This is a genomic window from Ascidiaceihabitans sp., assembly GCF_039986515.1.
In the GTDB taxonomy this organism is placed as follows: domain Bacteria; phylum Pseudomonadota; class Alphaproteobacteria; order Rhodobacterales; family Rhodobacteraceae; genus Ascidiaceihabitans.
Genome location: NZ_JBDWQO010000012.1, coordinates 72,095 through 98,466, shown reverse-complemented (window position 1 = coordinate 98,466; position 26,372 = coordinate 72,095). Strand labels below are relative to the sequence as shown.

28 protein-coding genes are annotated in these 26,372 nt (G+C 55.9%); 22 read left to right on the top strand and 6 right to left on the bottom strand.

Going from position 1 to position 26,372, the window contains the following annotated elements:
• Positions 1-90: 90 nt before the first annotated feature.
• From ABJL60_RS11520 to fsa, 3 genes are all read right to left on the bottom strand, one after another.
• Positions 91-1,014, bottom strand: a complete 924-nt coding sequence (locus ABJL60_RS11520; RefSeq protein ID WP_348375502.1) for a tyrosine recombinase XerC — start codon at positions 1,012-1,014, stop codon at positions 91-93.
• Complete coding sequence (locus tag ABJL60_RS11515; RefSeq protein WP_348375500.1) at positions 1,011-1,718, bottom strand: DUF484 family protein; 708 nt, start codon at positions 1,716-1,718, stop codon at positions 1,011-1,013. Before ABJL60_RS11515 ends, ABJL60_RS11520 begins: the two co-directional genes overlap by 4 nt.
• 270 nt (positions 1,719-1,988) lie before the next feature.
• A complete protein-coding gene (gene fsa, locus ABJL60_RS11510; protein ID WP_108827709.1) occupies positions 1,989-2,642 on the bottom strand; it encodes a fructose-6-phosphate aldolase in 654 nt (217 codons plus the stop codon).
• Between the two features lie 192 nt (positions 2,643-2,834).
• Between fsa and ABJL60_RS11505 the strand changes: the two genes are divergently transcribed.
• From ABJL60_RS11505 to ABJL60_RS11485, 5 genes are all read left to right on the top strand, one after another.
• Positions 2,835-4,961, top strand: a complete 2,127-nt coding sequence (locus tag ABJL60_RS11505) for a primosomal protein N' (RefSeq protein WP_348375593.1) — start codon at positions 2,835-2,837, stop codon at positions 4,959-4,961.
• A gap of 93 nt (positions 4,962-5,054) precedes the next feature.
• Positions 5,055-6,284, top strand: coding sequence for an MFS transporter (locus tag ABJL60_RS11500; RefSeq protein ID WP_348375498.1), 1,230 nt, complete (start codon positions 5,055-5,057; stop codon positions 6,282-6,284).
• The gene (locus ABJL60_RS11495; RefSeq protein WP_348375496.1) at positions 6,285-7,670 is read left to right on the top strand and encodes an MATE family efflux transporter; all 1,386 of its coding nucleotides are present in this window, start codon (positions 6,285-6,287) and stop codon (positions 7,668-7,670) included. It abuts the gene before it with no gap.
• A complete protein-coding gene (locus ABJL60_RS11490; protein WP_348375494.1) occupies positions 7,671-8,543 on the top strand; it encodes a 50S ribosomal protein L11 methyltransferase in 873 nt (290 codons plus the stop codon).
• Between the two features lie 108 nt (positions 8,544-8,651).
• Positions 8,652-8,996, top strand: a complete 345-nt coding sequence (locus ABJL60_RS11485; protein ID WP_348375492.1) for a hypothetical protein — start codon at positions 8,652-8,654, stop codon at positions 8,994-8,996.
• Between the two features lie 226 nt (positions 8,997-9,222).
• Here the strand turns inward: ABJL60_RS11485 and ABJL60_RS11480 are convergent, their stop codons facing one another.
• Positions 9,223-9,429 carry a DUF1127 domain-containing protein gene (locus tag ABJL60_RS11480; protein WP_348375490.1) on the bottom strand — a complete coding sequence of 69 codons (207 nt, stop codon included), beginning with the start codon at positions 9,427-9,429 and terminating at the stop codon, positions 9,223-9,225.
• A 344-nt stretch (positions 9,430-9,773) separates the two neighbouring features.
• On the opposite strand from ABJL60_RS11480, the gene ruvC reads away from it, so the two are divergent.
• The 14 genes from ruvC to ABJL60_RS11410 all read left to right on the top strand — a co-directional run bounded on the left by ruvC (position 9,774) and on the right by ABJL60_RS11410 (position 22,096).
• Entirely contained in the window at positions 9,774-10,277 is a 504-nt protein-coding gene (ruvC, locus tag ABJL60_RS11475; RefSeq protein ID WP_348375591.1) for a crossover junction endodeoxyribonuclease RuvC, read from the top strand.
• The gene (ruvA, locus tag ABJL60_RS11470; RefSeq protein ID WP_348289516.1) at positions 10,274-10,927 is read left to right on the top strand and encodes a Holliday junction branch migration protein RuvA; all 654 of its coding nucleotides are present in this window, start codon (positions 10,274-10,276) and stop codon (positions 10,925-10,927) included. Before ruvC ends, ruvA begins: the two co-directional genes overlap by 4 nt.
• A gap of 8 nt (positions 10,928-10,935) precedes the next feature.
• Entirely contained in the window at positions 10,936-11,955 is a 1,020-nt protein-coding gene (gene ruvB / locus ABJL60_RS11465; protein ID WP_108827716.1) for a Holliday junction branch migration DNA helicase RuvB, read from the top strand.
• 43 nt (positions 11,956-11,998) lie between these two features.
• Positions 11,999-12,622 carry a hypothetical protein gene (locus ABJL60_RS11460; protein WP_348289523.1) on the top strand — a complete coding sequence of 208 codons (624 nt, stop codon included), beginning with the start codon at positions 11,999-12,001 and terminating at the stop codon, positions 12,620-12,622.
• A complete protein-coding gene (locus ABJL60_RS11455; protein ID WP_348375488.1) occupies positions 12,619-13,014 on the top strand; it encodes a YbgC/FadM family acyl-CoA thioesterase in 396 nt (131 codons plus the stop codon). Before ABJL60_RS11460 ends, ABJL60_RS11455 begins: the two co-directional genes overlap by 4 nt.
• A 92-nt stretch (positions 13,015-13,106) precedes the next feature.
• On the top strand, positions 13,107-13,802 hold the full coding sequence (tolQ, locus tag ABJL60_RS11450; RefSeq protein ID WP_348289512.1) for a protein TolQ: 696 nt from the start codon (positions 13,107-13,109) through the stop codon (positions 13,800-13,802).
• 2 nt (positions 13,803-13,804) lie between these two features.
• Positions 13,805-14,278 (top strand): protein TolR, encoded by a 474-nt coding sequence (gene tolR, locus ABJL60_RS11445; RefSeq protein ID WP_348289511.1) that lies wholly within the window; start codon positions 13,805-13,807, stop codon positions 14,276-14,278.
• A gap of 3 nt (positions 14,279-14,281) precedes the next feature.
• Positions 14,282-15,409, top strand: a complete 1,128-nt coding sequence (locus ABJL60_RS11440; protein ID WP_348375486.1) for an energy transducer TonB — start codon at positions 14,282-14,284, stop codon at positions 15,407-15,409.
• Complete coding sequence (gene tolB, locus ABJL60_RS11435; protein WP_348289507.1) at positions 15,406-16,725, top strand: Tol-Pal system beta propeller repeat protein TolB; 1,320 nt, start codon at positions 15,406-15,408, stop codon at positions 16,723-16,725. Before ABJL60_RS11440 ends, tolB begins: the two co-directional genes overlap by 4 nt.
• A gap of 63 nt (positions 16,726-16,788) precedes the next feature.
• On the top strand, positions 16,789-17,307 hold the full coding sequence (pal, locus tag ABJL60_RS11430; protein WP_348289505.1) for a peptidoglycan-associated lipoprotein Pal: 519 nt from the start codon (positions 16,789-16,791) through the stop codon (positions 17,305-17,307).
• A gap of 7 nt (positions 17,308-17,314) precedes the next feature.
• Entirely contained in the window at positions 17,315-18,133 is an 819-nt protein-coding gene (ybgF, locus tag ABJL60_RS11425; protein WP_348375484.1) for a tol-pal system protein YbgF, read from the top strand.
• Positions 18,133-19,383 carry a tRNA lysidine(34) synthetase TilS gene (gene tilS / locus ABJL60_RS11420; RefSeq protein ID WP_348375482.1) on the top strand — a complete coding sequence of 417 codons (1,251 nt, stop codon included), beginning with the start codon at positions 18,133-18,135 and terminating at the stop codon, positions 19,381-19,383. The genes ybgF and tilS overlap by 1 nt, the downstream gene beginning before the upstream one ends.
• A gap of 77 nt (positions 19,384-19,460) precedes the next feature.
• Positions 19,461-21,383, top strand: coding sequence for an ATP-dependent zinc metalloprotease FtsH (ftsH, locus tag ABJL60_RS11415; RefSeq protein ID WP_348289498.1), 1,923 nt, complete (start codon positions 19,461-19,463; stop codon positions 21,381-21,383).
• Between the two features lie 125 nt (positions 21,384-21,508).
• Positions 21,509-22,096, top strand: coding sequence for a sulfurase (locus ABJL60_RS11410; RefSeq protein WP_348375480.1), 588 nt, complete (start codon positions 21,509-21,511; stop codon positions 22,094-22,096).
• Here ABJL60_RS11410 and ABJL60_RS11405 read toward each other — a convergent pair.
• Entirely contained in the window at positions 22,081-22,320 is a 240-nt protein-coding gene (locus ABJL60_RS11405; protein WP_348375478.1) for a hypothetical protein, read from the bottom strand. The two genes, ABJL60_RS11410 and ABJL60_RS11405, sit on opposite strands and share 16 nt — an antisense overlap.
• A gap of 30 nt (positions 22,321-22,350) precedes the next feature.
• Here ABJL60_RS11405 and ABJL60_RS11400 point away from each other — a divergent pair, with 30 nt between their 5' ends.
• Together ABJL60_RS11400 and folD are read left to right on the top strand one after the other, a co-directional pair.
• The gene (locus ABJL60_RS11400; RefSeq protein ID WP_348375476.1) at positions 22,351-24,027 is read left to right on the top strand and encodes a formate--tetrahydrofolate ligase; all 1,677 of its coding nucleotides are present in this window, start codon (positions 22,351-22,353) and stop codon (positions 24,025-24,027) included.
• 114 nt (positions 24,028-24,141) lie between these two features.
• On the top strand, positions 24,142-25,044 hold the full coding sequence (gene folD / locus ABJL60_RS11395; RefSeq protein WP_348375474.1) for a bifunctional methylenetetrahydrofolate dehydrogenase/methenyltetrahydrofolate cyclohydrolase FolD: 903 nt from the start codon (positions 24,142-24,144) through the stop codon (positions 25,042-25,044).
• On the opposite strand, the gene ABJL60_RS11390 is transcribed toward folD, so the two are convergent.
• Positions 25,041-25,439 (bottom strand): DUF2306 domain-containing protein, encoded by a 399-nt coding sequence (locus tag ABJL60_RS11390; protein ID WP_348375472.1) that lies wholly within the window; start codon positions 25,437-25,439, stop codon positions 25,041-25,043. The genes folD and ABJL60_RS11390 overlap by 4 nt on opposite strands.
• 108 nt (positions 25,440-25,547) lie before the next feature.
• Between ABJL60_RS11390 and ABJL60_RS11385 the strand changes: the two genes are divergently transcribed.
• Positions 25,548-26,285: a LytTR family DNA-binding domain-containing protein gene (locus tag ABJL60_RS11385; RefSeq protein ID WP_348289489.1), complete on the top strand. Its 738-nt coding sequence runs from the start codon at positions 25,548-25,550 to the stop codon at positions 26,283-26,285.
• The last annotated feature ends 87 nt before the right edge of the window (positions 26,286-26,372 follow it).

The window sequence follows — 26,372 nt, the reverse complement described above, 5'->3', positions numbered from 1 at the left end:
TTATGCCGCATGTGGCATACTGCGACAAACTGGCACAGAAGGGATCACATTTCATTTAACGGTATTGCACGTTTTCGTGATGTGCGTCTGTCATCCCGCTTTGGGGTGCGCACGATCATAAACTTCCATCAAACGTGCGGTATCCACAGCCGTATAGGCCTGGGTTGTCGACAAGGATGCGTGTCCTAACAGTTCTTGGATTGATCGCAAATCGCCGCCTGCATTCAGCAGATGCGTCGCAAAGCTGTGCCGCATGGCATGGGGCGTGGCTGTGGCTGGCAAGCCAAGTTGCATACGGGCCGAAGCCATCACCTTTTGAATGGCCCGAGGGGACAAGGCGCCGCCCCGAACGCCCCGAAACATTGGCTGATCGTCTTTCAGAGCAAAAGGACAAAGGTTTATGTAAGCGCTGATAGCATCCCGCGCGGCGTCGACCACGGGCACGATCCGTTCTTTCCCACCTTTACCGATGATGCGCATGACTTGTGGCAGGGGGGCGTCGCCGGCAGTAAGCCCCAAGGCTTCGGATATCCGCAAACCGCACCCCCACAGCAGCGTGACCACGGCCACATCACGGGCTGCAATCCAGGGTGTTTGCGATTGTAGCTCGACACAGTCGATGAGGTCTTGCGCGGCATCCACAGCCAAAGGCCGCGGCAGTTTTTGGGTGAACTTTGGACTGCGCGTCAGCAAAACAGCCGTGGGTTCAAACCCTTCACGCGCGGCCAACCACCGATAGAAGGCTTTCACCGCGGACAGTTTGCGTGCCAAAGACCGTGGGCCCACATCTGCAGATCGTGTGTTGGCCATCCACGCCCGCATATCGCTGACTGTTACATCGGACAGGGCCGTCAAACCCTGAGGGGCGGCTTTGTGACCCGTGATAAACGCCAGAAACTCAGTCACATCCCCCTGATAGGCGGTGATTGTGTTGCTCGCAGCGCCTTTCAAAGATTTTTGATGTTCCAGCCACGTTTGCAAAGCATCACGTGCAGCCGGAGAAATCAGGCTCATGACAACCAGCGGCGCATTGCGCGTTCAAAGACGCCCGCAAAGAAGGCCAAAAGGTCTGTGCCTTGTTGTGGGCCAAACATATGCGGGTCTTCTGCGCCCAGAACCAACAATCCGGGCAAACGTCTGTCGCCAAAATCCAGTTTCAAGCAGGATTCTGATCTTATCCAGTCTGCTTTGTCGCCGTAAATTGTTCCTGATGCGTCTTGGACCTGTCGCAAAGTAACTTGGCGGACATGACCACCACGCCCGAACGTCAGATAATCGTCGATGAACCCGGGTTCTGCGACACTCAGGACTTCGCCCAGACGCTGAACTGCCGGATCGTTGTCGTTTTGCACGGATTCCAAGACCAGACGCACGGCATCCACGCGTAGGATCTCGCCCACTTCTCCTGACAGGTTGCGCAAGAAAGGTTCGAATTCGATAGGGTCCAGCATGCGCAAGATGGCGCGATGCACCTGATTTGTGCCAGCCAGGTTTTCATACGCGGCGGCAATCACCGACCGATGTGTGTCTTCAAGCCGGTCAAGACGGCTTTCCAAACGCTCCATCGCGATGCCACGCAGGTCGACGATGTTGCCGCCCATCGCACGTTCATTCGCCGCGATCAAAGCGTGCATGACGTCTTTGTCGTCCAGAATAACGCCGGGCTGCGAAATAATCGCCTCGCGGAGAGTGTCTTCTATTTTCGGGCTACTGCTCATAATGCGCCTCTTTAAATTTGCTAAGTTTTAACATGGCTGTCATTTGAAAGCTGCCCTTTTTTTGTAAGCGCACCGCAAATTCGCCTGTTTTTGTTGTTATTGCGCGTCAGGGTGGAAGAATTGGCGGTTTTTCCCCATCACTTAGGCGTCATATGTGCGGTATTGACAGGCCATGGAACACGTAAATCAAAAAAATGGCGGGGCCGAAGCCCCGCACAACGATCTTTTTCCCCTAAGCCCATCGGCGTTGAAGGACTTGCTAAAAACGCTTTAGACGATGGATTGACCGGTTTTGGCCCAGTCTTTCATGAATTGATCCAGACCGGCTTGGGTCAGCGGGTGTGTCGCCAACTTCTTGATGACTTCTGGTGGGGCCGTGATCACGTCGGCGCCGACAAGTGCACATTGCTGCACGTGGTTCACAGAGCGGATCGAGGCTGCCAGAATTTCCGTTTCAAAACCGTAGTTGTCATAGATTGTGCGGATGTCCTCAATCAGGTCCATGCCATCCAGATTGATGTCGTCCAAACGGCCAATAAAGGGCGAGATGAACGTGGCACCGGCTTTGGCCGCCAGCAGCGCCTGGTTGGCCGAGAAACACAATGTGACGTTGATCATATTGCCTTCACCGGACAGCACTTTGCAGGCTTTCAAGCCGTCCCACGTCAAGGGCAGCTTGATGGTGACGTTGTCGGCGATCTTGGCCAGTTTGCGGCCTTCTTCGATCATGGCGTCTGATTCAAGTGCGACCACTTCAGCGGAAACAGGACCGTCTACAAGGTCGCAAATTTCCTTTGTGACTTCCAGAATGTCGCGGCCGGATTTCAGGATCAGAGACGGGTTTGTTGTGACCCCGTCGACCATTCCAAGGTCGTTCAGTTCGGCGATTGCATCGATTTCGGCGGTGTCGACGAAGAATTTCATAGGGTGGCATCCTTGTGATTGCGCACGGTAACATCTGTCACCGCGTGGTGGTATTGCGTTGGCGATGCGTGTACCTCATTGAGATGAAATCAGCAAACCCCGAAAATCTGTGAAAGCCGCGCTGTGAGTGACCCTGAATTCTTCCATGAAGGTGCCTTGATTGGTGTACTGACAACACAGCCGTTGGACCGGATGTTGGATTACAAAGCCCCCGAAGGCGGTTGCCATTTAGGGGCATTTGTCGAAGTGCCTCTGGGGCCCCGTAAAGTTTTGGGCGTCGTTTGGGGCGCGGGGCAAGGCAATTGGGACATCAACAAGGTGCGCAGCGCATACCGTGTTTTGGATGCGGCCCCCATGCGTTTGGAGATGCGCGAATTTCTGCGCCGTGCCGCAGATTATACGCTGACCCCCATGTCTGCGATGCTTCGGCTGGCCACCCGTGCGCCGGGTCTTGGTGATCCACCGTCGATGCGCAAAATTTACAGACGCGGTGAAGGGGAACCTGACCGCGTGACCGACGCGCGCAAGCGCGTTCTTGAGACTTTGGCAGAGTACGGTGATCTGTCCTTTACCCTAAAAGAACTGGCCGAAATGGCGGGGGTGACGTCATCTGTCATCAAGGGTTTGGTAAAGCAAAACGTGGTCGCCGAAGAAGACAGCCCGCGCGATCTGCCTTTTGCGCGACTGGATCCGTCGCGGCCCAGCAAAACGCTGACCGAAGATCAGGCCGCGGCATCCACCTATCTTGCGTCCGAGATTGCGGGCGCACGGTACGGCACAACCTTGCTGCGTGGTGTGACCGGCTCTGGCAAAACCGAAGTCTATCTTGAAGCCGTGGCCGCTGCACTGAAAGCCGGCCGGCAAGCTTTGGTGTTGCTGCCCGAGATTGCCTTGACTGCCGAGTTTTTGAAACGTGTCGAAGAACGTTTTGGTGCGCGGCCTGCGGAATGGCACTCAGGGGCCACCATGACCGAACGCCGCCGGATCTGGCGTATGGTCGGGCAGGGGCAAGCGCAGCTTGTGATCGGGGCGCGATCGGCGTTGTTCTTGCCCTACCAGAACCTTGGTCTGATCGTTGTCGATGAAGAACACGACACATCCTACAAACAAGAAGAAGGGGTGTTGTACAACGCCCGTGATATGACGGTGCTGCGGGCGTCCATTTGCAGCGCACATGTTGTGCTGGCCTCTGCCACCCCGTCATTGGAAAGCTGGGCCAACGCCGAAAATGGCAAGTACAAGCGCCTTGATCTGACGTCGCGGTTTGGCCCTGCGGTCATGCCCACAATGAAAACCATCGATATGCGGTTGGACAAGCTGCCGTCGGATCGATGGGTGTCGGATCGCTTGAAGGCGGAAGTGGACAAGCGCATCGCATTGGGTGAACAGGCGATGTTGTTCATCAACCGTCGGGGCTATGCGCCGATCACCCTGTGCCGCGCTTGCGGGCATCAGGTCGGCTGCGATGATTGTGACGCACGTATGGTGGAACACCGGTTCCAGAACCGGCTTGTGTGCCATCAATGTGGTGAATCCAAACCAATTCCAGACAAGTGCCCGTCCTGTGATGCGGAAGGGCGCATGGCACCTGTTGGGCCAGGGGTCGAGCGTTTGGGCGAAGAGGCCGCAAAGCTGTTTCCGGATGCGCGTATCGCCACGCTGTCGTCCGATATGTACGGATCTGCGCGTGCGTTGAAAGCCGAGATCGAAGCGATTGCGGCGGGCGGGGCCGACATCGTGATTGGCACACAATTGGTGGCCAAAGGGCACAACTTTCCCAACTTGACCCTTGTGGGTGTGATTGATGCGGATCTGGGCCTGCAAGGATCGGACCTGCGGGCGGCTGAACGCACATTCCAGTTGATGCGGCAAGTTGCGGGCCGTGCGGGCCGTGCCGAAAAACCGGGGACGGCCCTGTTGCAGACCTATCAGCCTGAACACCCTGTCATTCGCGCGATTTTGGCTGGGGACGAAGAAGGGTTTTGGCGTGCAGAAGCCGCAGAGCGCGAACAGGCGGGGGTGCCGCCTTATGGACGCATGGCGGGCATCATTGTCAGTGGGCCAGATGTGGCCCAAGTTTTTGATATTGCCAATGAACTGGCGCGCCGCGACAAGCCGCTTAGAGCGATTGGGGCGCAAGTGTACGGCCCGGCCCCCGCCCCGATTGCACGGGTGCGCGGGCGTCACCGTGTTCGGTTGCTGGTCAAAGCCGGAAAAGGGGTCGCACTGCAAGCCGCCATTGCGCGGTGGACATCGCAGGTGCAGGTCAAAGGCGACTTGCGGCTGGCTGTGGACATTGATCCGCAAAGTTTCTACTGAACCGGCCTCTTTTTCTAAGCGTTCGCGATCTCAACTATGGGTGTGCGTGATTGCTCTATCGCCTTTTTAAGCAATTGGGCGTAAGCGAAGGGCATGCGTATCCTTCCAGTCTCTGACACTCAACATTTGCCGTTCTGGCGTCGTCCCATCGCATTGCTGTTGCTGATGGCCATTGCCATGCCGATTGCGCTGAACACATGGTTTGCGCTTTTGAACAATTTTGTCGTTGAAGTCGCAGCGTTTGACGGCGCGGACATCGGCCTGCTGCATACAGTGCGCGAGATTCCCGGATTTCTGGCTGTGGGCGTCATCGCCATCATTATATTTGTGCGTGAACAGATTTTGGGGCTGGTGTCGTTGATTTTGCTGGGCGTGGCGTCTGCCATCACGGCGCAATACCCCAGTTTGGGTGGAATTTTGACGCTGACGATGCTCAGTTCGATCGGGTTTCACTATTACGAGACGGTCAACCAGTCCTTACAACTGCAATGGATCCCGAAAGACCGCGCCCCACAGACCCTTGGGTGGTTGATTGCCGCCGGGTCGGCCGCGACCTTTGCTGTGTATCTTGTGATCATGGTGTTCTGGGAGGCATGGAGCCTGACCTACAACATGGTCTTTATGGCCGGTGGTCTGATCACTGCTGCTATTGCACTGTTTTGCATGGTTTTTTACCCCCAATTCGAGGGCGCCACGCCGCAAACCAAAAAGATGGTCCTGCGCAAACGCTACTGGTTGTACTACGCATTGCAGTTCATGGCGGGCGCACGGCGACAGATTTTCATGGTGTTTGCAGGCTTTATGATGGTCGAAAAATTTGGCTATGAGGTGCATGATCTGACAGCCCTGTTCTTGGTCAACTTGTTGATCAATATGGCCGTGGCGCCGGTATTGGGCCGCGTCGTGTTCAAGTTCGGGGAACGCAACACACTGATGTTTGAATACACCGGGTTGGTTGCGGTGTTTTTGGCCTATGGCGGCGTCTATTACCTTGGGTGGGGCGTGGCCGTGGCGGCATTTCTGTATGTTGTAGACCATATATTCTTTGGGTTGGCGCTGGCTTTGAAAACATACTTTCAAAAAATCGCGGACCCCGCCGATATCGCCCCAACGGCAGCAGTGGCCTTTACCATTAACCACATAGCGGCGGTGTTTTTGCCGGTGGTTTTGGGGCTTTTGTGGCTGGTTTCGCCGTTGTTGGTCTTTTTGATTGCGGCAGGCATGGCGGGGGTGTCGCTGATATTGGCCATGCTCATTCCGCGCAATCCGGAACCGGGCCATGAAACCGTATTTTCAAATGTGGCTCCGGCGCCTGCAGAATAGATGCAGCAGGGGCGCTTTCTAACTGGCTCGACCATGGGGCATGTGGCGCGTATGACGGCCACGGGCGCTTTTGGCATCACCTTCGTGTTCTTGGTCGACGCCGCCAACCTGTTGTGGTTGTCGCAACTGGGTGATCCTAAAATCGTCGCGGCCATTGGCTTTGCTTACGCGATCCAGTTCTTTTCGGTCTCCGTCGGCGTGGGGCTGATGATTGGGGCCACGGCGCTTATCTCGCGCAGCATCGGACAGGGCGACCGCGCGCTTGCACGGCAACAAGCGGGTGCTGCCACGGCTATGGCGACGCTTGTTCAGGGGGCGGTGGCGGTGCTGATCTTTGTTTTTCGCCACGATCTGGTCGTGCTGGCCGGCGCCACAGGCGACACGGCAGAGATGGCTGCGGATTACTTGGCGTTGACGATATTTTCGCTGATGCCCATGGCCGTGGCATTGGTGTGTTCTGGCGTTCTGCGGGCGGATGGTTACGGGGCCAAAGCAATGTATGTGACACTGGTGTCCGGTCTGGTGCTGATGGTCGTGGACCCGTTCTTGATCCTTTGGCTGGAATGGGGGCTGGCGGGGGCGGGTGTCGGACTGGTTCTGTTTCGCTTCGTTCTGATGGGGCTGGGGCTGTATTTTGCGGTGTATCAAACCGATTTGATCGGGCGCCCGTCTTTGCAGACCATGCAGGCAGCAGCGCGTCCGTTTCTGTGGATTGCGGCGCCCGCCATCGCCACGCAGATGTCGACACCTGTCGGCAATTACATCCTGACGTCGATCATGGCCCCCTTCGGAGACGAAGCCGTGGCTGCCTGGGCTGTTGCCAGCCGTTTGACAGTGCTTGCCTTTGGGGGGATTTTTGCACTTTCGGGGGCCATTGGCGGTATTTTCGGCCAGAACTATGGGGCGGGCCAGTATGATCGATTGCGCAGCACCTATGCAAATGCGCTCGTGTTTTGCTTGATCTATACATTGGTCACTTGGGCCGTTCTGGCCAGTGCGACGCCCTATATCATCGCAGGGTTCGGGTTGACGGGTCAGGGGGCCGATGTCATTCGCGCCTTCACCTCTGTTGGGGTGGGCGGTTTTGTTTTTGTCGGTGCATTGTTTGCCTCCAACGCCGCCTTTAACAACCTTGGCCAGCCGGGACGGTCGACCTTTGTGAACTGGATCAAGGATGGCGCGTTGATGTGGCCTATCGCGACGTGGATGGCGGCCAGTTTTGGCCCGGCAGGCGTCATTTACGGGCAAGCCATGGCAGGTGTCGTTGTTGGGGCGCTTGCAGCGCTTTGGGGCTGGCGTTATGTGGCATCCTTAACACCCGACATGGCGGCACAGTCTGCGCCACCCAAACCCTATCCGAACCCAGACCGCTACAGGAGCCGTTAGATGCCCACATTCACCGCTTTGACCACGCTTGAAGGCAAAGACGCCGCCGAAAAACTGGGCGAGGCGATGGAACGTCTTGTGCCCGAGCCCACAGGTATTGGCGTGTTCGAGGTCGAAGACGGATCGGGGCTTTGGGAGATCGGTGGATACTTTACCGAAGCGCCCGACACTGCCAGCTTGGCTTTGTTGACAACGGCTTTTGGCGCGAAACCCTTTGTGATTTCGGAATTGCCCGAAACCGACTGGGTGGCCCATGTGCGCCGCGAATTGGCACCGGTCGAGGCCGGGCGTTTCTTTGTGTACGGGTCGCATGATGCCGACAAGGTGCCTGAAGGGTGTGAACCTTTGTTGATTGAAGCCGCGATGGCGTTTGGGACGGGCCACCACGGCACGACATTGGGCTGTCTGCGGGCTTTGGATCGTTTGGCAAGCGATGGATTTGTCGGTGAAAGCGTGGTGGACATTGGCTGCGGTACTGCAGTTCTGGCGATGGGTGCTGCACGGATTTGGCCCAACACGGTGTTGGCCAGTGATATCGATCAGGTTGCAGTTGATGTGGCCGAGGTTAACGTGCGGGCAAACGGCCTTGAAGGGCGCGTGACATGTGTAGAGGCGGCAGGATTTGATGCGCCTGCACTGGCTGAAAGTGCGCCATTTGATCTGGTCTTTGCCAATATCCTCAAAGGACCGTTGATTGCGCTGTCACCTGATATGGCGGGGCGACTCAAAAAAGGCGGCTTTGCCATTTTGTCCGGCATCCTGAATGAGCAAGCGGATGAAATCATTGAGGTTTATGCACAAAACGGTATCAATCTTGTTCACCGCGAAGAGATTGTTGAATGGACAACGTTAATGCTGCAAAAACCCGCGTAATTCATGCCGTGTTTTAACCGCATTTGACGGGTTTGCCCAGATTTTGCCACATTTTCAGTGCAAACAGTTTTATGAAAGTTGGTGGGGGTACTGATTTTCGAGGCTGCTATGATTGATGCAAAAACACAATTTGACCACCGCTTACGCGATTTGGGCCGTAAGCATGCTGCAATGGCCAATGGCTATACGCCGAAGATGCGTGCCGACGGTTTGATCGTTATCCAACCAAAGCGCAAAAATGCCTTTATGCCATTCAAGTTTGCGATGTTTGCGATTGCGGCGTTGCTGCTGTTCAAAACCTTTTTGTTGGCGGCGGTCGGGCCAGATGCCTATTCGGATCGCTTGGGCAAGCTGGAAACCGGAACAGTATTTGAGCAAGCTGGCGCTTTGGCCATGCAAATCGATCCGGCCACCCAATATGCTGCCGGAATGATTGGTCCCATCCTGCGCTGATCCCGGAATTTATACTGGCAACGCTACGGGGTTTATTTTGACCCCGTTGGCGTGAACCAGTTCGGCGCCTGCACGTCGATGCATCCACAGACACAGTTTACAGGCACAGTTTACAGGCACAAAAAAGCCGCGCATCCGTTGGGACACGCGGCTTTTGCCGTCTCAATCAAGGTAAACTCACGGGGAGGATCGCCGACCTTGAGAGATCGTTCTGCTTGTGTCGCGATTAGCGACCGATGAATGTTTCGATAGAGCCGCGTGACAAGCCGATGTCTTCCAGCTCGCGGTCAGTCAAAGCGGACAGTGCATTGCGTGTGATGCGTGCTTCGTTCCAGTTCTGAACTGAAGACAGTGCATTGTGGAAGAAACGGGTAACTTGGCCTGCTACTGTAGCTGAGCCGTATGTTGTGCGTGTTGTGTCGAAAGTTGCCATTGTAGCAGTCCTTTAAAGTGTTGGCCGGGACGTTCCGGTCTTTGTGTGAGAGGCATCTATGCTCAAATATTACGCGCTACAAGAATGTTTCTTTGCATGTGTGATATGCATTCTGTGCATGGGTCCGAAATGTGGTTAACATACCGTAAATAAGGCAAAAAATTGACCTATGGCAGTGTCGATTTTGGCAGTTTAGGGGGCAAGGAAGGTATTGAATGTCGTCTTTGATCGCCTTGTGTCGCTTTTATGCCGCAATGCAGCATTTCAATCCGCGCTTGGCGGATGTTCGCCTTTCGTGCTACAGGCTTAACAAATAGATAAAAGAGCAGGGCGCAGTGGTGAAAATACGTGTTTTGGGCATTGATCCCGGACTTCGGAACATGGGGTGGGGCATTATCGATGTCGAAGGGCCCCGTCTAAGCCATGTAGCGAACGGGGTCATCCATTCAACGGGGCCGGATTTGGCCGCGCGTCTTCTGGCTTTGCATGAAGGGTTGAGTGGTGTTGTTGCGCAGTATCGCCCGCGCACCGCCGCGGTTGAACAAACATTTGTCAACAAAGACGGCGCAGGCACTTTGAAACTGGGGCAAGCCCGGGGCATTGCCATGCTGGTGCCGGCTCAAGCGGGGTTGCCTGTTGGCGAATATGCCCCGAACAAGGTCAAAAAAACCGTTGTTGGTGTTGGCCACGCGGAAAAACAACAAGTGCTGCATATGGTCAAACTGCAATTGCCCGGCGTGGTGATTGACAGCCCCGATGCTGCGGACGCCTTGGCCATTGCCATTTGCCACGCCCATCACGGTGGTGCCGCAGGTTTGGCCGCAGCCGTGGAAAGGGCCATCGCATGATTGGAAAGATCACGGGTCGTATCGACTATCGCAGCACCGACCACGTTTTGGTCGATGTGCGCGGGGTGGGCTACATTGTGTTTGTCTCGGAACGCACAATGGCTGGTTTGCCAGGGACGGGGGAAATCTGCGCGTTGTTCACTGATTTGGTGGTGCGCGAGGATTTAATGCAGCTTTATGGCTTCCCGACATTGGCAGAAAAGGAATGGCACCGCCTGCTGACGTCTGTGCAGGGGGTCGGGGCGAAAGCGTCCTTGGCCATCCTGGGCACGTTGGGCGTCGATGGTGTCAGCCGTGCCATTGCGCTGGGTGATTGGAATTCGGTGAAAGCGGCCAAAGGCATCGGTCCCAAAATTGCGCAACGGGTTGTGTTGGACCTGAAGGACAAAGCCCCAAGCGTGATGGCAATGGGTGGCACAGTGGCGCAAGCGCTGGGCGATGCCGATGCAGAGGTGATCGAGGCCCCAACTGCCCCCGTTCCGCCGCAAAATCCATCTGCACAGGCCGAAGCGCTGTCAGCTTTGGGCAATCTTGGGTATGGTCCCGGTGACGCTGCAGGCGCAGTTGCACAAGCCGCAGGCGAAGACCCAAGCGCCGAAACACCCGCCTTGATCCGCGCGGCCTTGAAGTTGCTGGCCCCTAAAGGCTAGGTGAAGCCATGAGCGAACCTGACCCAACTTTGCGCCCCGAGGCACAACCCGAAGATTTCGACCGCGCTTTGCGTCCGCAGGCTTTGGACGAGTTTGTCGGGCAGGCAGAGGCGCGTGCAAATCTGAAGGTGTTTATCCAGTCCGCCAAGCAACGCGGCGAGGCGATGGATCACACCTTGTTTCACGGCCCTCCGGGGTTGGGCAAAACCACACTTGCACAGATTATGTCGCGCGAGTTGGGTGTGAATTTTCGCATGACCTCTGGTCCGGTTTTGGCCAAGGCGGGGGATTTGGCCGCGATCCTGACAAACCTCGAGGCGCGCGATGTTCTGTTCATCGACGAAATCCACCGTCTTAATCCAGCCGTCGAGGAAGTTCTTTATCCTGCGCTTGAGGACTTTGAACTTGATCTGGTTATAGGCGAAGGTCCTGCCGCGCGGACTGTCCGCATCGAATTGCAGCCCTTTACACTTGTCGGAGCGACGACACGTATGGGGCTTTTGACAACGCCCTTGCGCGATCGCTTTGGCATTCCGACGCGGTTGCAGTTTTACACCGAAGACGAGTTGTTTGTGATTGTTGAGCGCAACGCCCGCAAACTTGGCGCACCTGCGGATGAGGCGGGGGCACGCGAAATTGCCCGTCGCGCCCGCGGCACCCCGCGTATTGCTGGCCGTCTTTTGCGCCGTGTTGTTGATTTTGCCGTGGTGGAAGGCGACGGGCGCGTCACGAAAGCACTTGCGGACCGTGCCCTGACCCGCCTTGGTGTGGATCACTTGGGGCTTGATGGTGCGGATCGGCGGTATCTGTCTTTGATTGCCGAGAACTATGGTGGCGGTCCAGTTGGGATTGAAACCATGAGTGCCGCCCTGAGTGAAAGCCGTGATGCTTTGGAGGAGGTGATTGAGCCTTATCTTTTGCAGCAAGGCTTGATCCAGCGCACCCCGCGCGGTCGTATGTTGGCGGCCAAGGCTTGGGCGCATTTGGGGCTAGAGCCACCTAAGTCGCAGAGCGATTTGTTTGGCTGATCCTTGGGGACCCTCCGGGGGAGGTTTATTGAGCGAGATGAAGATGGATCATTCCGAGATAGAGCCGTTGTTTACGCGTGGCGATGGTGCGTTTGTGTTTGCGCGTTGGGGCCGTCCGATGGCCCCTGTGGTATTTGGCGTGCAAGAAGAGACCTTATCCGTTGTGAAAGGCGCGATTGAGGCTGTCTCAAACCTTGCGGGCTTGGAAGTGGTTGAGACCGACCCAGAGCTTGGTAGCAATTTCATGTGGTTTTTCTTTTCCGAATGGGACGAACTGCCCGAGGTTCCGGGGTTGGATGGGTTGGTGCCGGATCTGGTGCCTTTGGTGAATCGCTTGAAGGCGGCAGAGGCCAATCAATACCGTGTGTTTCGATTTGATGAGGCGGGCGCGATCAAGTGCTGTTTTGTGTTTTTACGCATGGATCAGCATTTAGGGGATGTCCCTGCCGAGACGTTGGCGTTGTCGCAAGTGGTGCAATCGGTGTTGTTGTGGTCGGATATGGCGTTTCGCACGCAGTCGCCTTTGGCGGTGGCGGGTGAGGTGACGGTTTTGCGCCCCGAGATCGGCGCGTTGATCCGCGCGGCGTATGATCCAATATTGCCCGGCGCATCAATAGACAAAACACATGCGCTGCGTCTGGCGGCAAGGGTAGGAGTTGCACAATGATCCACCAATTCCCCGTCACCGTATTCTACGAAGACACCGATATGGCGGGCGTTGTCTATTACGCCAACTATCTGAAGTTTATCGAACGGGCGCGTTCTACCATCGTGGAAGATATGGGTGTCGACCAACGGGCAATGCGCGAAGACGAGATTGTCTTCGTCGTGACCCGTGTGGAGGCTGATTACCTTGGGTCGGCCCGCCTTGGGGATCGTCTGGTTGTGAAAAGCACGCATTACGGTCAAGGCGCTGTGCGTTGGGTGTTCGACCAAGAGGTGCTGTTGGGCGAAAAGGTTATTTTCCGTGCCAAAGTCACTGCGGCTTGCATGTCCACAGCCGGAAAACCGACCCGTTTGCCTGCAAAAATCCGCGCATCCCTGCCTAAACAAGGCTGATATGACACCATAGTGATAGCTTTCCCCGTGTTCTTTGGTTAGAATCGGGTGCAATAATGGTTCGAAAAACGAACCGCAACGAGAGCAGGCATATGGAAAATGAGGCGCTGGCCCTTGCGCAGGAGATTGATTTCTCCATGTGGGCCCTATTCGCACGTGCGACGTTCACTGTAAAACTTGTGATGATCATGCTGATCGTGGCCTCGTTCTGGGCATGGTCCATAATCGTGCAAAAGCTGATCCAGTACCGCAAGGCGCGGTCCGAGGCGCAGGCCTTTGATGAACGCTTTTGGTCGGGGGAGCCTTTGGACGGACTTTTTGATCAGATCGGTGCAACACCTGATGGCCAATCCGAAAAGATTTTTGCATCCGGAATGATGGAATGGCGCCGGTCGCACCGTGATGATGGTGGTTTGATTGCAGGTGCCACAGCCCGCATCGACCGGTCTATGGATGTGGCGATCAACAAAGAGGCGGAGAACCTGCAAAAGGGTTTGACGGTTCTGGCGACGGTTGGATCGTCCGCGCCGTTCATCGGTTTGTTTGGGACAGTCATCGGCATCATGAATGCCTTCATCGAGATTGCAGAACAGCAAAACACGAACTTGGCTGTCGTGGCCCCGGGCATCGCCGAGGCACTTTTGGCCACGGGGTTGGGTCTGCTGGCCGCGATTCCAGCTGTGATCTTTTATAACAAGCTAAGCGCGGACAGTGATCGCATTGTTGCCAGCTATGAGGCGTTTTCAGACGAATTCGCCACCATCCTCAGCCGCCAGTTGGACAGCTGATCATGGGCGCAGGGGTTGTTCAAAAAGAGGGCGGCGGGCGACGCAGGCGGCGCGGAGGGCGTACGCGGCCTATGGCCGAGATCAACGTCACGCCGTTTGTCGACGTGATGCTGGTGCTGTTGATCATTTTCATGGTCGCAGCCCCCTTGTTGACGGTGGGCGTGCCAGTTGAACTGCCCAAAACCGCAGCTGGTGCGTTAGACGTGGAACAAGAAGAACCGCTGACAGTGACCATTACGGCCGAGGGTGAAGTGCAAATCCAGACCACCGCCACGGCGCGTGATGATCTGGTGCCAAAACTGCGTGCCATCGCGTCAGAGCGCGACAGCGACAAAGTGTTTTTGCGTGCCGATGGTGCGGTGCCTTACGAACTGGTCATGCAGGTTATGGGCGCGTTGAACGCAGGCGGATTTTCAAACATCGGTTTGGTGACGGATATTGGTGGACCGACCCTTGATGGGACAGTTGAGCAATAGCGCATGGATGTGGGCCAAGTCATATCCGGGACCGGCCATGTGGCACTGATTGGGTGGGTGCTGCTGGGCGGCGTCTTTCAATCAGAGCCTTTGCCGATTGAAGCGACAGAAGTGTCGGTGATCTCTGGTGCAGATTTTGCAGCGCTTATAGCGGGGCAAGAAGCGCCGTCTTCCGCCACCGATGTGGCACAACCTGCGCAGCCTGACCCCGTTGATGATGCCCCCGATGTGCCGCAAACATCTGATTCTGTGGCAGAAACACCGGTTCCGCAAGCGGTTGAAACACCCCCTGCGGATCTGGTTCCTGACGTCACCGAATTGGCCCCGCCCCCTGAGGCAGACGTGGATGATGTGGCGCCTGAGCTGCCCACGCCCCCGGCAGAGACTGCCGTTTTGGTGCCTGAACAAGCCGAAGAGGCGGTGCCACTGCCATCGGACCGCGTGGCCCCGGATCCTGTCGCGCAGCCCGACCCCGAAGCCGCACTTGATCCTGTGCAACAAGATGCGGTGACCGAAAGCGATACGGGCGAAACCCCGCAAGAGACGCAAGAGGCCACAGCACCCGAAGCGGCCTCTGACCAGATTGTAACGGAAGCGGAAAAACCCGCCGCTGCACCGAATGCGTCGCTGAGACCGCCGTCGCGTCCGTCGCGCCCTGTTCCTGCGGCTCAGCCCCCGCAGCCGGAAACGCAGCCACAGACGCAAACCACGCAGGACGACAATAGCTCTGATACGGACGCGGCCGTTCAGGCGGCGCTGGATGCGGCGTTGAACGCCACCAATGATACACCGACTGCGCCAAGCGGCCCGCCAATGTCGGCAGGTGAAAAGGATGCATTGCGTGTTGCTGTATCCAGCTGTTGGAACGTCGGGTCTTTATCATCGGATGCCTTGCAGACCACCGTTACGGTCAGTGTTGCGATGTCCCAAGACGGCAAACCGATAGCAAGCTCTGTTCGAATGCTATCGTCGGAAGGTGGCACGGCGTCGGCGACGAAACAGGCTTATGAGACCGCACGACGCGCGATAATTCGCTGTGGTGCACGCGGTTTTCCGCTGCCTGCTGACAAATACGATCAATGGAAAGAGATTGAGATGACCTTCAATCCTGAAAGGATGCGGATCAAATGATACTTCGAGTTCTCCTGGCCTGTGCCGTGATGCTGATCAGCATGAGTGTTTTGCCGGTGCGCGCGGAACCCTTGCGCATTGTCATTGACGAAGGTGTGATTGAGCCGTTGCCGTTCGCGTCCCCCAACTTTGTCGCTGAAAATGCGGGCAGCGCCGAGATGGGCGCACAGTTGGCCCGTGTTGTGGCGGCGGATTTGCAAGGGTCGGGGTTGTTTCGTGAAATCCCGTCCAGCGCCTATATCAGCCAGGTCAGTGATTTTGGGGCAGCCGTGCAATTCGCCGACTGGAAGGCGATCAATGCGCAAGCTTTGGTCACAGGCGCCGTCAACGTGTCCGGCAACAATCTGACAGTCAAATTTCGCCTTTACGATGTGTTTTCGGGCGGAGAATTGGGCAGCGGATTGCAATTTCAAGGCACCACAGATGGTTGGCGGCGTATGGCCCATAAGGTGGCCGATGCGGTTTACAGCCGCATTACAGGCGAGACCGGCTATTTCGACAGTCGCGTGGTCTATGTGTCCCAAAGTGGACCAAAGGGCGACCGCAAGAAGCGCTTGGCAATCATGGATTATGACGGCGCGAATGTGAAATATCTGACAGACAGCCGCGCGATTGTTCTTGCGCCGCGGTTCAGCCCTACGGGTGATCGTGTGCTATATACCTCTTATGAAACGGGGTTTCCGCGTATTTACGTGTTGGATGTAGGATCGGTTCAAAGGCGCGTTCTGGAAAGCCAAGACGGTGTCATGAGCTTTGCACCGCGCTTTGCCCCCAACGGGCAGACGGTGGTTTACAGCCAGGCTTCGGGGTCCAACACCGATCTGTTTGCGATGAACATCGGCAACGGATCCACAACCCGCCTGACGTCTGCGCCATCCATTGAAACGGCCCCCAGTTTTTCCCCCGATGGCACGAAGATCGTGTTTGAAAGTGACCGCTCAGGCAGCCCGCAGTTGTATGTCATGCCCGCAAGCGGCGGTGAGGCGAAACGCATTTCCTTCGGGCAAGGCCGCTACGGCACACCAGTGTGGTCGCCGCGCGGCGATCTGGTTGCCTTCACCAAGCAATCCAAAGGCCGCTTTCATATTGGTGTGATGCGATTGGACGGATCCGAAGAGCGGTTGCTGACCGCATCGTTTCTGGACGAGGGGCCAACCTGGTCGCCAAACGGGCGCGTGATCATGTTCCACCGCGAGACCCAAGGCGCGTCTGGCACATCGACGTTGTATTCGGTTGATATTTCGGGGCGGAACCTGCGTCCCGTGCGCACGCCCGAAGGCGGGTCAGAGCCGTCTTGGTCGCCGCTGCAGAAATGATATGGGCCTTGCCCGAAACGTGTTAAGAGCCATTAATAATTCAGTCCAAAAGAGGCAGAGCAGATGAATACCAAAGTTAAAATGATACTGGTTGCAGGGGCCTTGGCGCTGTCTGCTTGTACAAACCCCGCAGGTCTGGGGGGCGGTGGTGTCACGGATGGCACAGCCGGCGCAGGGACCGGAGGGGTCATTCCGGGATCAGTGTCCGATCCCACATCTGTTGCCTATTTCCAGCAAGCGGTCGGGGACCGTGTTTTGTTCGTGGTGGATCAATCCACCCTGACAGACCAAGGGCGCGCAATTCTGGATGGTCAGGCGCAATGGCTGATCACGAACACCGATTACACAGCTGTCATTGAAGGTCATGCCGACGAACAGGGCACAACAGCCTACAACCTGGCCTTGGGTGCACGACGTGCCGATGCGGCCCGGTCGTATTTGATTTCAAAGGGAATTTCAGGTGCTCGCCTTAAGGTAGTCTCTTATGGCAAAGAGCGACCAGCTGAGGTATGCAGTGATGAAGCGTGCTATGCGAAGAACCGCCGCGCCGTCACTGTTTTGGCGGGTGGCCTGACAGGTTAGGACCGAAATGCGTTACAAAGTGCTTTTTGCGGTGTGCTTGATGGCGCTGCCTTTTGAGGCGGCGGCGCAAGACGAACAGACTTTGGCTGACATTCGCCAAGAACTGACCGTGCTGAATGTGGAAATTCAGAAACTAAAGCGTGAATTGAACACCACGGGCAGCGCCACAGGCGGTGTTGCCAGTGGATCTGTATTACAGCGTATCGAAAGCATCGAGTTTGCCTTGCAGTCGCTGACCGGCAAAACAGAGCAACTTGAATTTCGCATCAACCGTGTTGTGACAGACGGTACAAACCGAATTGGCGATCTGGAATTCCGTCTTGTTGAACTGGAAGGCGGCGACATTGGCGCTTTGGGTGAAACATCGACACTTGGGGGAGAAACTGGCGCGGCACCAACCCCCACGCAGCCAATCCCAACGCAACCTGAAACGCAATTGGCAGGCACAGAACAAGCAGACTTCGAGCGGGCGTCGGAGGCGCTCGCATCCGGTGACTTTCGCGGCGCCGCGGACCAGTTTGCGACCTTTAATCAAACCTATCCCGGCGGACCGTTAGCGGTTCAGGCTGATTTCAAGCGCGGTGAAGCTTTGGAAGGGCTGGGCGATATCCGCGCCGCTGCCCGCGCCTATCTGGACAGTTTCAGCGCTGACCAAACCGGACCGACAGCGCCAGACGCGCTTTTCCGGTTGGGGGCGGCTTTGGGGCGCCTCAACCAAGTCGACGAAGCCTGCGTGATGCTATCGGAAGTGTCAGTCCGCTTTCCAACCGCAGATGCAGCACTGCAAGCCAATGCGCAAATGCGCAACATCGGGTGTTCTTCATAATGAACAAGGCAGACCTTTCGGACGCCTTCGCACAACAGCTTTTGCCCAAACCACCTAGCAAACTAGGGGTCGCTGTATCGGGTGGGGGTGATTCCATGGCCTTGCTATCTTTGGCGGCCATATTCGCCGAAGAACACGGGATTGAATTGCACGTCATCAGCATCGATCACGGCCTACGGGCAGATGCCTATCAGGAATTGAAGCTGGTGACACAAATGTGCGCAGACATCGGCTGTCAGCACCATTTGGAATATTGGTCGGGTTGGGATGGCGGCGGCAATCTTCAGGATCGGGCGCGTGTTGCGCGGTACGAATTGATGGGGGATTGGGCCGCAGGTAATGGCATTTCTGTGGTGTTGTTGGGCCATACCGCCAACGATCAGGCGGAAACGCTGATGATGCGGTTGGCCCGTGGTGCGGGTGTGGATGGATTGTCCGCGATGTCCGCGCGCCGTATGCAAAACGGAGTCACGTGGGTGCGCCCGCTTTTGGGGATCACACGGCGTGATTTGCGCAGCTATTTGCAAAGCGAAGGTTTGGTGTGGGCAGAAGACCCGTCCAATGAAGATCGAGATTACGAACGCATTCGCATGCGCGATGCACTGCGCATTCTGGAGCCCTTGGGGTTTTCGACAGAAAACCTGACTGCGGTGGCCGATCAAATGTCTCAAGCGCGTGCCGCGTTGAATTGGCAAACTTTTTTGGCGGCCCGTGAGGTTGTCGAAGTGTCGCACGGTGCGGTGTGTTTTAACATGAAAGTCTATCGCACTTTGCCGGTTGAAATCTCGCGTCGGTTGTTGGTGCATGCTTTGGGATGGCTTAGCAATGCGGAGTACCCGCCGCGCCGTAATGCGGTTGAAGTGGCCCGTCATTCCATCCGTGAGGGGGTCGGACATACCCTGCATGGCTGCCAGATTCAGCGCGAAGGCAATACACTTTGGATTTACCGGGAATTCAATGCAATCAAAGACTTAACGTCAGATATTGGCGATGCATGGGACGATCGCTGGTATGTCGAGGGCGAAGAAGAAGACCCCGTTTACCGGGTGCGCGCCCTTGGGGCGGACGGGCTTGCACAGATCAAAGACTGGCGCGAATTGGGTGTGCCACGTGCGGCTTTGATGGTGACGCCGGGTGTGTTCTTGAACGGCGAATTGATCGCTGCCCCTGCGGTTGAGGACACGGATGAATGGTCCGTTGAATTGGAAGGTGGGGCCAATGGGTTCTTTGGTGCGCTATTATCGCATTGAACACAGCCGTTTCATCTCTATCTTATAGAAAAGCCCGACGCATATCGCGCCGGTAATCCGTATTTAGGAGAGTTTCCTTGGGAAATGCACGCAACATCGCCTTTTGGGTGGTCCTGTTCCTTCTGGTTTTCACAATGTTCCAGATGTACAATGGCAGCAGTGGCTCTATGCAAAGCCAAACCGTCAGCTATTCAACGTTTGTTGATGATGTCGAGGGCGGCAACGTCAGTGATGTGACCTTGGATGGCGAACAGGTTCGTTTCGTCAAAGGCGGCAAGGAATATGTAACGATCAAACCCGGTGATGCCGAAGTCACCGACCTGTTGATCGCCAACGACGTGCCTGTCGAAGCCGAACAGCAAGCGCAATCCGGCTTTCAGGCCTTCTTGATGACAATTTTACCGTTCTTGCTGCTGATCGGAGTGTGGATTTACTTTATGAACCGCATGCAAGGCGGCGGCAAAGGTGGCGCGATGGGCTTTGGCAAATCCAAAGCCAAGATGCTGACCGAGAAACACGGGCGTGTCACCTTTGATGACGTGGCTGGCATCGATGAAGCCAAAGAAGAACTGGAAGAGATCGTTGAATTCCTGCGCAACCCGCAGAAGTTTTCGCGTCTTGGCGGTAAAATCCCGAAAGGTGCCTTGCTTGAGGGCCCTCCCGGTACCGGTAAAACCTTGCTGGCACGCGCGATTGCTGGTGAAGCGGGTGTACCGTTTTTTACAATTTCCGGTTCCGACTTTGTTGAAATGTTCGTGGGCGTTGGTGCATCACGGGTGCGCGATATGTTCGAACAGGCGAAGAAAAACGCACCTTGCATCGTGTTTATCGATGAAATCGACGCTGTGGGCCGATCGCGTGGCGCAGGCTACGGTGGCGGCAACGATGAACGTGAGCAAACGTTGAACCAGTTGCTGGTCGAAATGGACGGCTTTGAGGCCAACGAAGGCGTCATCATCATCGCGGCGACCAACCGCAAAGACGTGTTGGACCCTGCATTGCTGCGTCCGGGTCGCTTTGACCGTCAGGTCACCGTTGGCAATCCCGACATCAAAGGCCGTGAAAAGATCCTGAATGTACACGCACGTAAAACACCGCTTGGTCCGGACGTTGACCTGCGCATCATTGCACGGGGTACGCCCGGCTTTTCCGGTGCGGATCTTGCGAACCTCGTCAATGAAGCGGCCTTGATGGCGGCCCGCGTCGGGCGTCGCTTTGTGGCGATGCACGACTTTGAGCAGGCGAAAGACAAGATCATGATGGGCGCTGAACGCCGGTCCATGGTGCTGACGCAGGATCAAAAGGAAAAAACCGCCTACCATGAAGCGGGCCATGCCATTGTGGGCATCAATCTTGATAAATGCGATCCAGTCTACAAGGCGACGATCATTCCGCGCGGTGGTGCGTTGGGCATGGTGATGAGCCTGCCTGAAATGGACAAACTGCAGATGTTCAAAGATGAAGCCGAACAGCGCATTGCCATGACAATGGCGGGCAAAGCCGCTGAAATCATCAAATATGGCGCGGATTCTGTGTCCTCTGGTCCTGTGGGCGACATCATGCAGGCCAGCCAATTGGCACGCGCCATGGTGATGCGCTACGGCATGTCCGACAAGGTCGGCAACATCGACTATCAAGAAGCAGCAGCTGGCTATCAGGGTGGTGGTGGTGCAGGGGGTTTTTCTGTCTCTGCAGCGACCAAGGAGCTGATCGAAAGCGAAGTGAAGCGTATCATCGACGAAGGCTATGATCTGGCCTACAAAATCATCGAAGAAAAGAACGTGGAGTTTGAACGCCTTGCCCAAGGTCTGCTGGAATATGAAACGCTGACGGGCGAAGAAATCGCACGTGTCGTGAAGGGGGAACCACCCCATATCGACGAGGACGATGACAGCAATAAACCCGACGAAGGCAACGCCAGTGTCACAGCGATCCCGAAGGCAAAGGGCAAAAAATCCGGCCCATCTGGTGATGGTGGGATGGAACCCGAACCGACCTAAGTGGGGATCATTGCCCGAAATGGGCTGCTCACAAAATATCATGGGGCTCCGCTGCGGCGGGGCCTTTTCTTTTGGAGGATGACAGATCAGGCTGTCCGGATACACCACATCCGGAGTCTTCATAAATGCCAGCCCTTAAACCGACCAGCTTTCGCGCCACGATCACTTGGTTGGGACGTGTGTCTCCGGATCAAGGCTTGCGGTCCCAAGCCTTGCAGACGGCCTTCGCCAGTTTCGACGGGATAGAAGGCGAAGCACATGGTGGGGCCACGCGGCCATCGTGTTCGCGCGTACTTGCGCAACATCCGCAGGGCACTGAAATCCGGAACACTCGGCAATTAAGCATCGTCAGCGCAGAAGAACTTGCCAAAACAGCGCAGGCAATAGGGCTGGATGCGATTGATCCAGAATGGATCGGGGCATCCATGATCGTTGAAGGGCTGCCCGACTTCACCCATGTTCCCCCGTCTTCGCGCTTGCAAGGACCAAGCGGCGTGACCTTGGTGGTTGATATGGAAAACCGCCCTTGCATCCTTCCGGGGCGCGAAATTGAGATAGAGGCGGCCGGGTTCGGTGGTCGCTACAAACCTGCCGCAAAGGACCGGCGCGGCGTCACGGCTTGGGTGGAACGCGAAGGGGATCTAAACCTTGGTGACAGTCTTACCCTTCACGTGGCAGATCAACGCCTGTGGGCCCATCACGAAGCGCTGTGACGGATCATTTTACTGCCGCACATCACTTGCGTGTCTTTTTCCCTAAGAATGTCGAGGGAGGCGCCGTAAGGCGGCAGGGGCTGGCCCCCGAATGCAGGCTGACCATTACGCACAACGGTTTCCGAAAAGAAACGCACCTGCGACATTTCGACGTAACCACTCGTCGAAATGTCGGAAATGCCACCTGTCTTTGCAAGGGTCGGGCTGTAGAGAGGACGCAGCATTTTGCCAGACCGCCGACGTAAGGAATTACCATGGGCTATAAATCAGACATCGAAATCGCGCGTGAAGCCGATAAAAAGCCGATCCAAGAGATCGGCGCCAAGCTGGGCATCGAAAGCAAAGATTTGCTGCCCTACGGGCACGACAAGGCCAAAGTCAGCCAGTCTTTCATCAACTCCGTTCAGGACCGCGAAGATGGCAAGCTAATCCTTGTGACCGCGATCAACCCCACGCCTGCGGGCGAAGGCAAGACCACAACAACAGTCGGCTTGGGTGATGGTCTGAACCGGATCGGCAAAAAGGCATGCGTTTGCATCCGTGAAGCATCCCTGGGGCCAAACTTCGGTATGAAGGGTGGTGCTGCCGGTGGCGGTTACGCGCAAGTTGTGCCCATGGAAGAAATGAACCTGCACTTCACAGGCGACTTCCACGCAATCACGTCTGCGCATTCGCTTTTGTCTGCAATGATCGACAACCACATCTATTGGGGCAACGAGCTTGAAATCGACGTGCGCCGCGTGGTGTGGCGTCGTGTTGTCGACATGAACGACCGCGCTTTGCGTCAGATCACAGCGTCTTTGGGTGGTGTTGCGAACGGCTTCCCTCGTGAAGCGGGCTTTGACATCACGGTGGCCTCTGAGGTCATGGCGATCTTGTGCTTGGCCAACAACCTGCAAGATTTGCAGAAACGTTTGGGCGATATGATCGTGGCCTATCGCCGCGACCGCAGCCCTGTGTTTGCACGCGACATTAAAGCCGACGGTGCAATGACGGTTCTGCTGAAAGACGCGATGCAGCCAAACATCGTACAAACGCTGGAAAACAACCCCGCCTTCGTACACGGCGGCCCGTTCGCCAACATCGCGCACGGCTGTAACTCTGTCATTGCGACAACCACCGCACTGAAACTGGCGGATTACGTTGTGACTGAGGCTGGCTTTGGTGCGGATTTGGGCGCTGAGAAGTTCTTGAACATCAAGTGCCGCAAAGCCGGTCTGTCCCCGTCCGTTGTTGTTTGTGTGGCCACTGTGCGTGCCATGAAAATGAACGGTGGCGTGGCTAAAGCTGACTTGGGCGCTGAAAACGTTGATGCGGTGAAAGCCGGTTGCCCGAACTTGGGTCGTCACATCGAAAACCTGAAATCCTTTGGTGTTCCGGTTGTTGTCGCCATCAACCACTTTGTCACAGACACGGATGCCGAAGTGCAAGCGGTCAAAGACTTTGTTGCGGCACAAGGCGCAGAAGCGGTCCTGTCGCGTCACTGGGAATTGGGATCAGAAGGCTCTGCTGATTTGGCAACCAAAGTTGCAGAACTGGCCGATTCCGGTGTTGCGAACTTTGCACCGATCTATCCGGACGAGATGTCTTTGGCGGATAAAATCCAAACCATTGCCAAACGCATCTACCGCGCCGACGAGGCCCTTATGGACCAGAAAATCCGCGATCAGCTGAAGCTTTGGGAAGAGCAGGGATATGGCAATTTGCCGGTGTGCATGGCCAAAACCCAATACAGCTTCTCAACGGATCCGTCTTTACGTGGCGCGCCCACCGGTTTCTCTGTGCCAGTGCGTGAAGTTCGCCTGAGCGCCGGTGCAGGGTTTATTGTCGCGGTCTGCGGTGAGATCATGACAATGCCCGGTTTGCCACGTACCCCATCTGCTGAAAGCATTATGTTGAACGAAGACGGTCAGATCGAAGGCCTGTTCTAAACAAACATGTCGGGCGCAAGGGGCTTCGAACCCCTTGCGCCCGATCGCGCCTTTGGGCGCTTCATGCCTCCCGGCGGGAGGTTTATTTTGCGAGATGAATGAAGGAAGAACGTCATGGCGGCGACGGTGATTGATGGGAAGGCCTTTGCGGCCACGGTACGCGGTAAAGTTGGCGAGCATGTTGCCCGTTTGAAAGCTGATCATGGCATCACGCCCGGTTTGGCCGTTGTTTTGGTTGGCGAAGACCCTGCCAGCCAAGTCTATGTTCGTTCCAAAGGTAAGATGACCGTCGAAGTTGGCATGAAATCTGTTGAGCATCGCTTGGATGTGGACACTTCTGAAGTCGATTTGCTGGCCTTGATTGATCAGTTGAACAATGATCCTGAAATCCACGGTATCTTGTGCCAATTGCCTTTGCCGAAACACCTGGACGAAGATTTGGTGATCAATTCCATTTCGCCCGCCAAGGATGTGGATGGCTTTCATATTTCTAATGTGGGTTTGTTGGGCACCGGGCAGAAGTCTATGGTGCCGTGCACGCCGCTTGGGTGTTTGATGATGTTGCGTGATCACCATGGGTCCATCTCTGGTATGGACGCCGTTGTTGTGGGCCGGTCCAACATTGTCGGCAAACCTATGGCGCAATTGTTGTTGAACGACAGCTGCACTGTGACAATCGCCCATTCGCGGACCAAAGACCTGCCTGATGTTGTGCGCCGTGCCGATATCGTTGTGGCTGCTGTTGGACGCCCAGAGATGATCCCCGGCGACTGGATCAAGGAAGGCGCCACTGTCATTGATGTTGGCATCAATCGCCTTGATGCCCCTGAAAAAGGCGAAGGCAAAACCAAACTGGTCGGCGACGTACATTACGAAAGCTGTGCCGCGCACGCCGGTGCCATCACCCCGGTGCCCGGTGGTGTAGGTCCTATGACCATCGCCTGCCTGTTGGCAAACACAGTCACTGCATGTTGCCGTGCCAATGGGCTGGACGAGCCTGAAGGGTTGACCGCCTAACCCCCCGTCACCACATCAAACATGATGCGGCCGGGCATTAAGGTAAACAGCCCAGCCAGAACAAGCGCACCGAACACAAGGGATTTCATCCCTGTTCGGTGCGCTTTTACGTTGTGTGCCCGCGCGGCGCGCACATTCGCTACAATCGAAAACAATGTATAGACTGACAACACATGTATTGCACTGAACGGGCCGATGTGGCGCAAACCGCTGATCCAGAAACTGCTTATTGCGACAAACCCCATACCGATGACCCACACCCAACCCAGGGTACGATGCATACGATTGCCTTTTTGCAAGGTGAACATCACGATGGTCAGCAAACACAGCGCCAATGCAACAATTGCGTGAAAGATCACAGGCATAGAAGCGGAGAGGAGTGGCGAAAACGACATGGCGCACCTATAGTTGAAGCATGATACGTTTGCTTTCCACTGCATCGGCCACCGATCAACGCATGTTGCGTCAACGCGCCATTTCCTTCGTCAATCACGAGGTTTCTTATGCCTGAACCATTGACGCATCGCCAATTGCCCAACTATGCCCTGCCGGTTTTGATCTGGTTGGTGCTGACTCTGATGGCCGCCGTTGCCGGACCGTTTGCAACGTTTGACGCCTTTAGCTTTTCGCAACGCTTGATGTATTGGGCAGCCATTATTGGCGCGTCTGTGGGGCTAAGCTGTGTTGTGTCTGCGATCAGCAGCCGTGAGGAACCGATGCGTTGGGTCTTGTGTTGGATCGTTTACGTTCTGGCGATTACGTCCATTGTGCACATCATAAATTCGCTTGTTTTTACAGTTTGGAGCGGATGGGGCCAGTTTTTCTATCTATTGGGTGTCGTCGCTCTTGTCGCGGCTATGGTGCACAGTCTGATTTGGGTTCTGGAACGTGGACAACCGACTGTAGAACAAAGTGGTGACGTCGATCCGATTGATAAATTTTTGCGGCGGTTGCCGTTGGACAAACGCGGCCCGCTTGTACGGATAGAAGCACAGGACCACTATCTGAATGTCGTGACCGACGCAGGAGAGGCCTTGATTTTGATGCGCTTAAGCGATGCTATCGGGGCGCTTGGCCCTGATATTGGGTTGCGTGTGCATCGATCGCACTGGGTGCACAAAAAGGCTGTTGCACGGTCTGCAAAACAGGACCGGCGTGATGTTTTGGTTATGCGTGATGACAGTATTGTGCCTGTCAGCAGGGGACATAAACAGGCGGCAAAAGCGGCGGGTTTGTTGTGACTTTGATTTTACACGCACAGCACGGCGTGTGGTGTTTGCAACATGAGGTTGTGTAGAATTTTTCTAATTGCGTTTTAGATTGAAATG

Excerpts from the sequence above, each read along its gene's own strand:
- ABJL60_RS11520 (WP_348375502.1), bottom strand. The coding sequence starts at position 1,014 with ATGAGCCTGATTTCTCCGGCTGCACGTGATGCTTTGCAAACGTGGCTG.
- ABJL60_RS11515 (WP_348375500.1), bottom strand. The coding sequence starts at position 1,718 with ATGAGCAGTAGCCCGAAAATAGAAGACACTCTCCGCGAGGCGATTATT.
- fsa (WP_108827709.1), bottom strand. The coding sequence starts at position 2,642 with ATGAAATTCTTCGTCGACACCGCCGAAATCGATGCAATCGCCGAACTG.
- ABJL60_RS11505 (WP_348375593.1), top strand. The coding sequence starts at position 2,835 with ATGTTGGATTACAAAGCCCCCGAAGGCGGTTGCCATTTAGGGGCATTT.
- ABJL60_RS11500 (WP_348375498.1), top strand. The coding sequence starts at position 5,055 with ATGCGTATCCTTCCAGTCTCTGACACTCAACATTTGCCGTTCTGGCGT.
- ABJL60_RS11495 (WP_348375496.1), top strand. The coding sequence starts at position 6,285 with ATGCAGCAGGGGCGCTTTCTAACTGGCTCGACCATGGGGCATGTGGCG.
- ABJL60_RS11490 (WP_348375494.1), top strand. The coding sequence starts at position 7,671 with ATGCCCACATTCACCGCTTTGACCACGCTTGAAGGCAAAGACGCCGCC.
- ABJL60_RS11485 (WP_348375492.1), top strand. The coding sequence starts at position 8,652 with ATGATTGATGCAAAAACACAATTTGACCACCGCTTACGCGATTTGGGC.
- ABJL60_RS11480 (WP_348375490.1), bottom strand. The coding sequence starts at position 9,429 with ATGGCAACTTTCGACACAACACGCACAACATACGGCTCAGCTACAGTA.
- ruvA (WP_348289516.1), top strand. The coding sequence starts at position 10,274 with ATGATTGGAAAGATCACGGGTCGTATCGACTATCGCAGCACCGACCAC.
- ruvB (WP_108827716.1), top strand. The coding sequence starts at position 10,936 with ATGAGCGAACCTGACCCAACTTTGCGCCCCGAGGCACAACCCGAAGAT.
- ABJL60_RS11460 (WP_348289523.1), top strand. The coding sequence starts at position 11,999 with ATGGATCATTCCGAGATAGAGCCGTTGTTTACGCGTGGCGATGGTGCG.
- ABJL60_RS11455 (WP_348375488.1), top strand. The coding sequence starts at position 12,619 with ATGATCCACCAATTCCCCGTCACCGTATTCTACGAAGACACCGATATG.
- tolQ (WP_348289512.1), top strand. The coding sequence starts at position 13,107 with ATGGAAAATGAGGCGCTGGCCCTTGCGCAGGAGATTGATTTCTCCATG.
- tolR (WP_348289511.1), top strand. The coding sequence starts at position 13,805 with ATGGGCGCAGGGGTTGTTCAAAAAGAGGGCGGCGGGCGACGCAGGCGG.
- ABJL60_RS11440 (WP_348375486.1), top strand. The coding sequence starts at position 14,282 with ATGGATGTGGGCCAAGTCATATCCGGGACCGGCCATGTGGCACTGATT.
- tolB (WP_348289507.1), top strand. The coding sequence starts at position 15,406 with ATGATACTTCGAGTTCTCCTGGCCTGTGCCGTGATGCTGATCAGCATG.
- pal (WP_348289505.1), top strand. The coding sequence starts at position 16,789 with ATGAATACCAAAGTTAAAATGATACTGGTTGCAGGGGCCTTGGCGCTG.
- ybgF (WP_348375484.1), top strand. The coding sequence starts at position 17,315 with ATGCGTTACAAAGTGCTTTTTGCGGTGTGCTTGATGGCGCTGCCTTTT.
- tilS (WP_348375482.1), top strand. The coding sequence starts at position 18,133 with ATGAACAAGGCAGACCTTTCGGACGCCTTCGCACAACAGCTTTTGCCC.
- ABJL60_RS11410 (WP_348375480.1), top strand. The coding sequence starts at position 21,509 with ATGCCAGCCCTTAAACCGACCAGCTTTCGCGCCACGATCACTTGGTTG.
- ABJL60_RS11405 (WP_348375478.1), bottom strand. The coding sequence starts at position 22,320 with ATGCTGCGTCCTCTCTACAGCCCGACCCTTGCAAAGACAGGTGGCATT.
- ABJL60_RS11400 (WP_348375476.1), top strand. The coding sequence starts at position 22,351 with ATGGGCTATAAATCAGACATCGAAATCGCGCGTGAAGCCGATAAAAAG.
- folD (WP_348375474.1), top strand. The coding sequence starts at position 24,142 with ATGGCGGCGACGGTGATTGATGGGAAGGCCTTTGCGGCCACGGTACGC.
- ABJL60_RS11390 (WP_348375472.1), bottom strand. The coding sequence starts at position 25,439 with ATGTCGTTTTCGCCACTCCTCTCCGCTTCTATGCCTGTGATCTTTCAC.
- ABJL60_RS11385 (WP_348289489.1), top strand. The coding sequence starts at position 25,548 with ATGCCTGAACCATTGACGCATCGCCAATTGCCCAACTATGCCCTGCCG.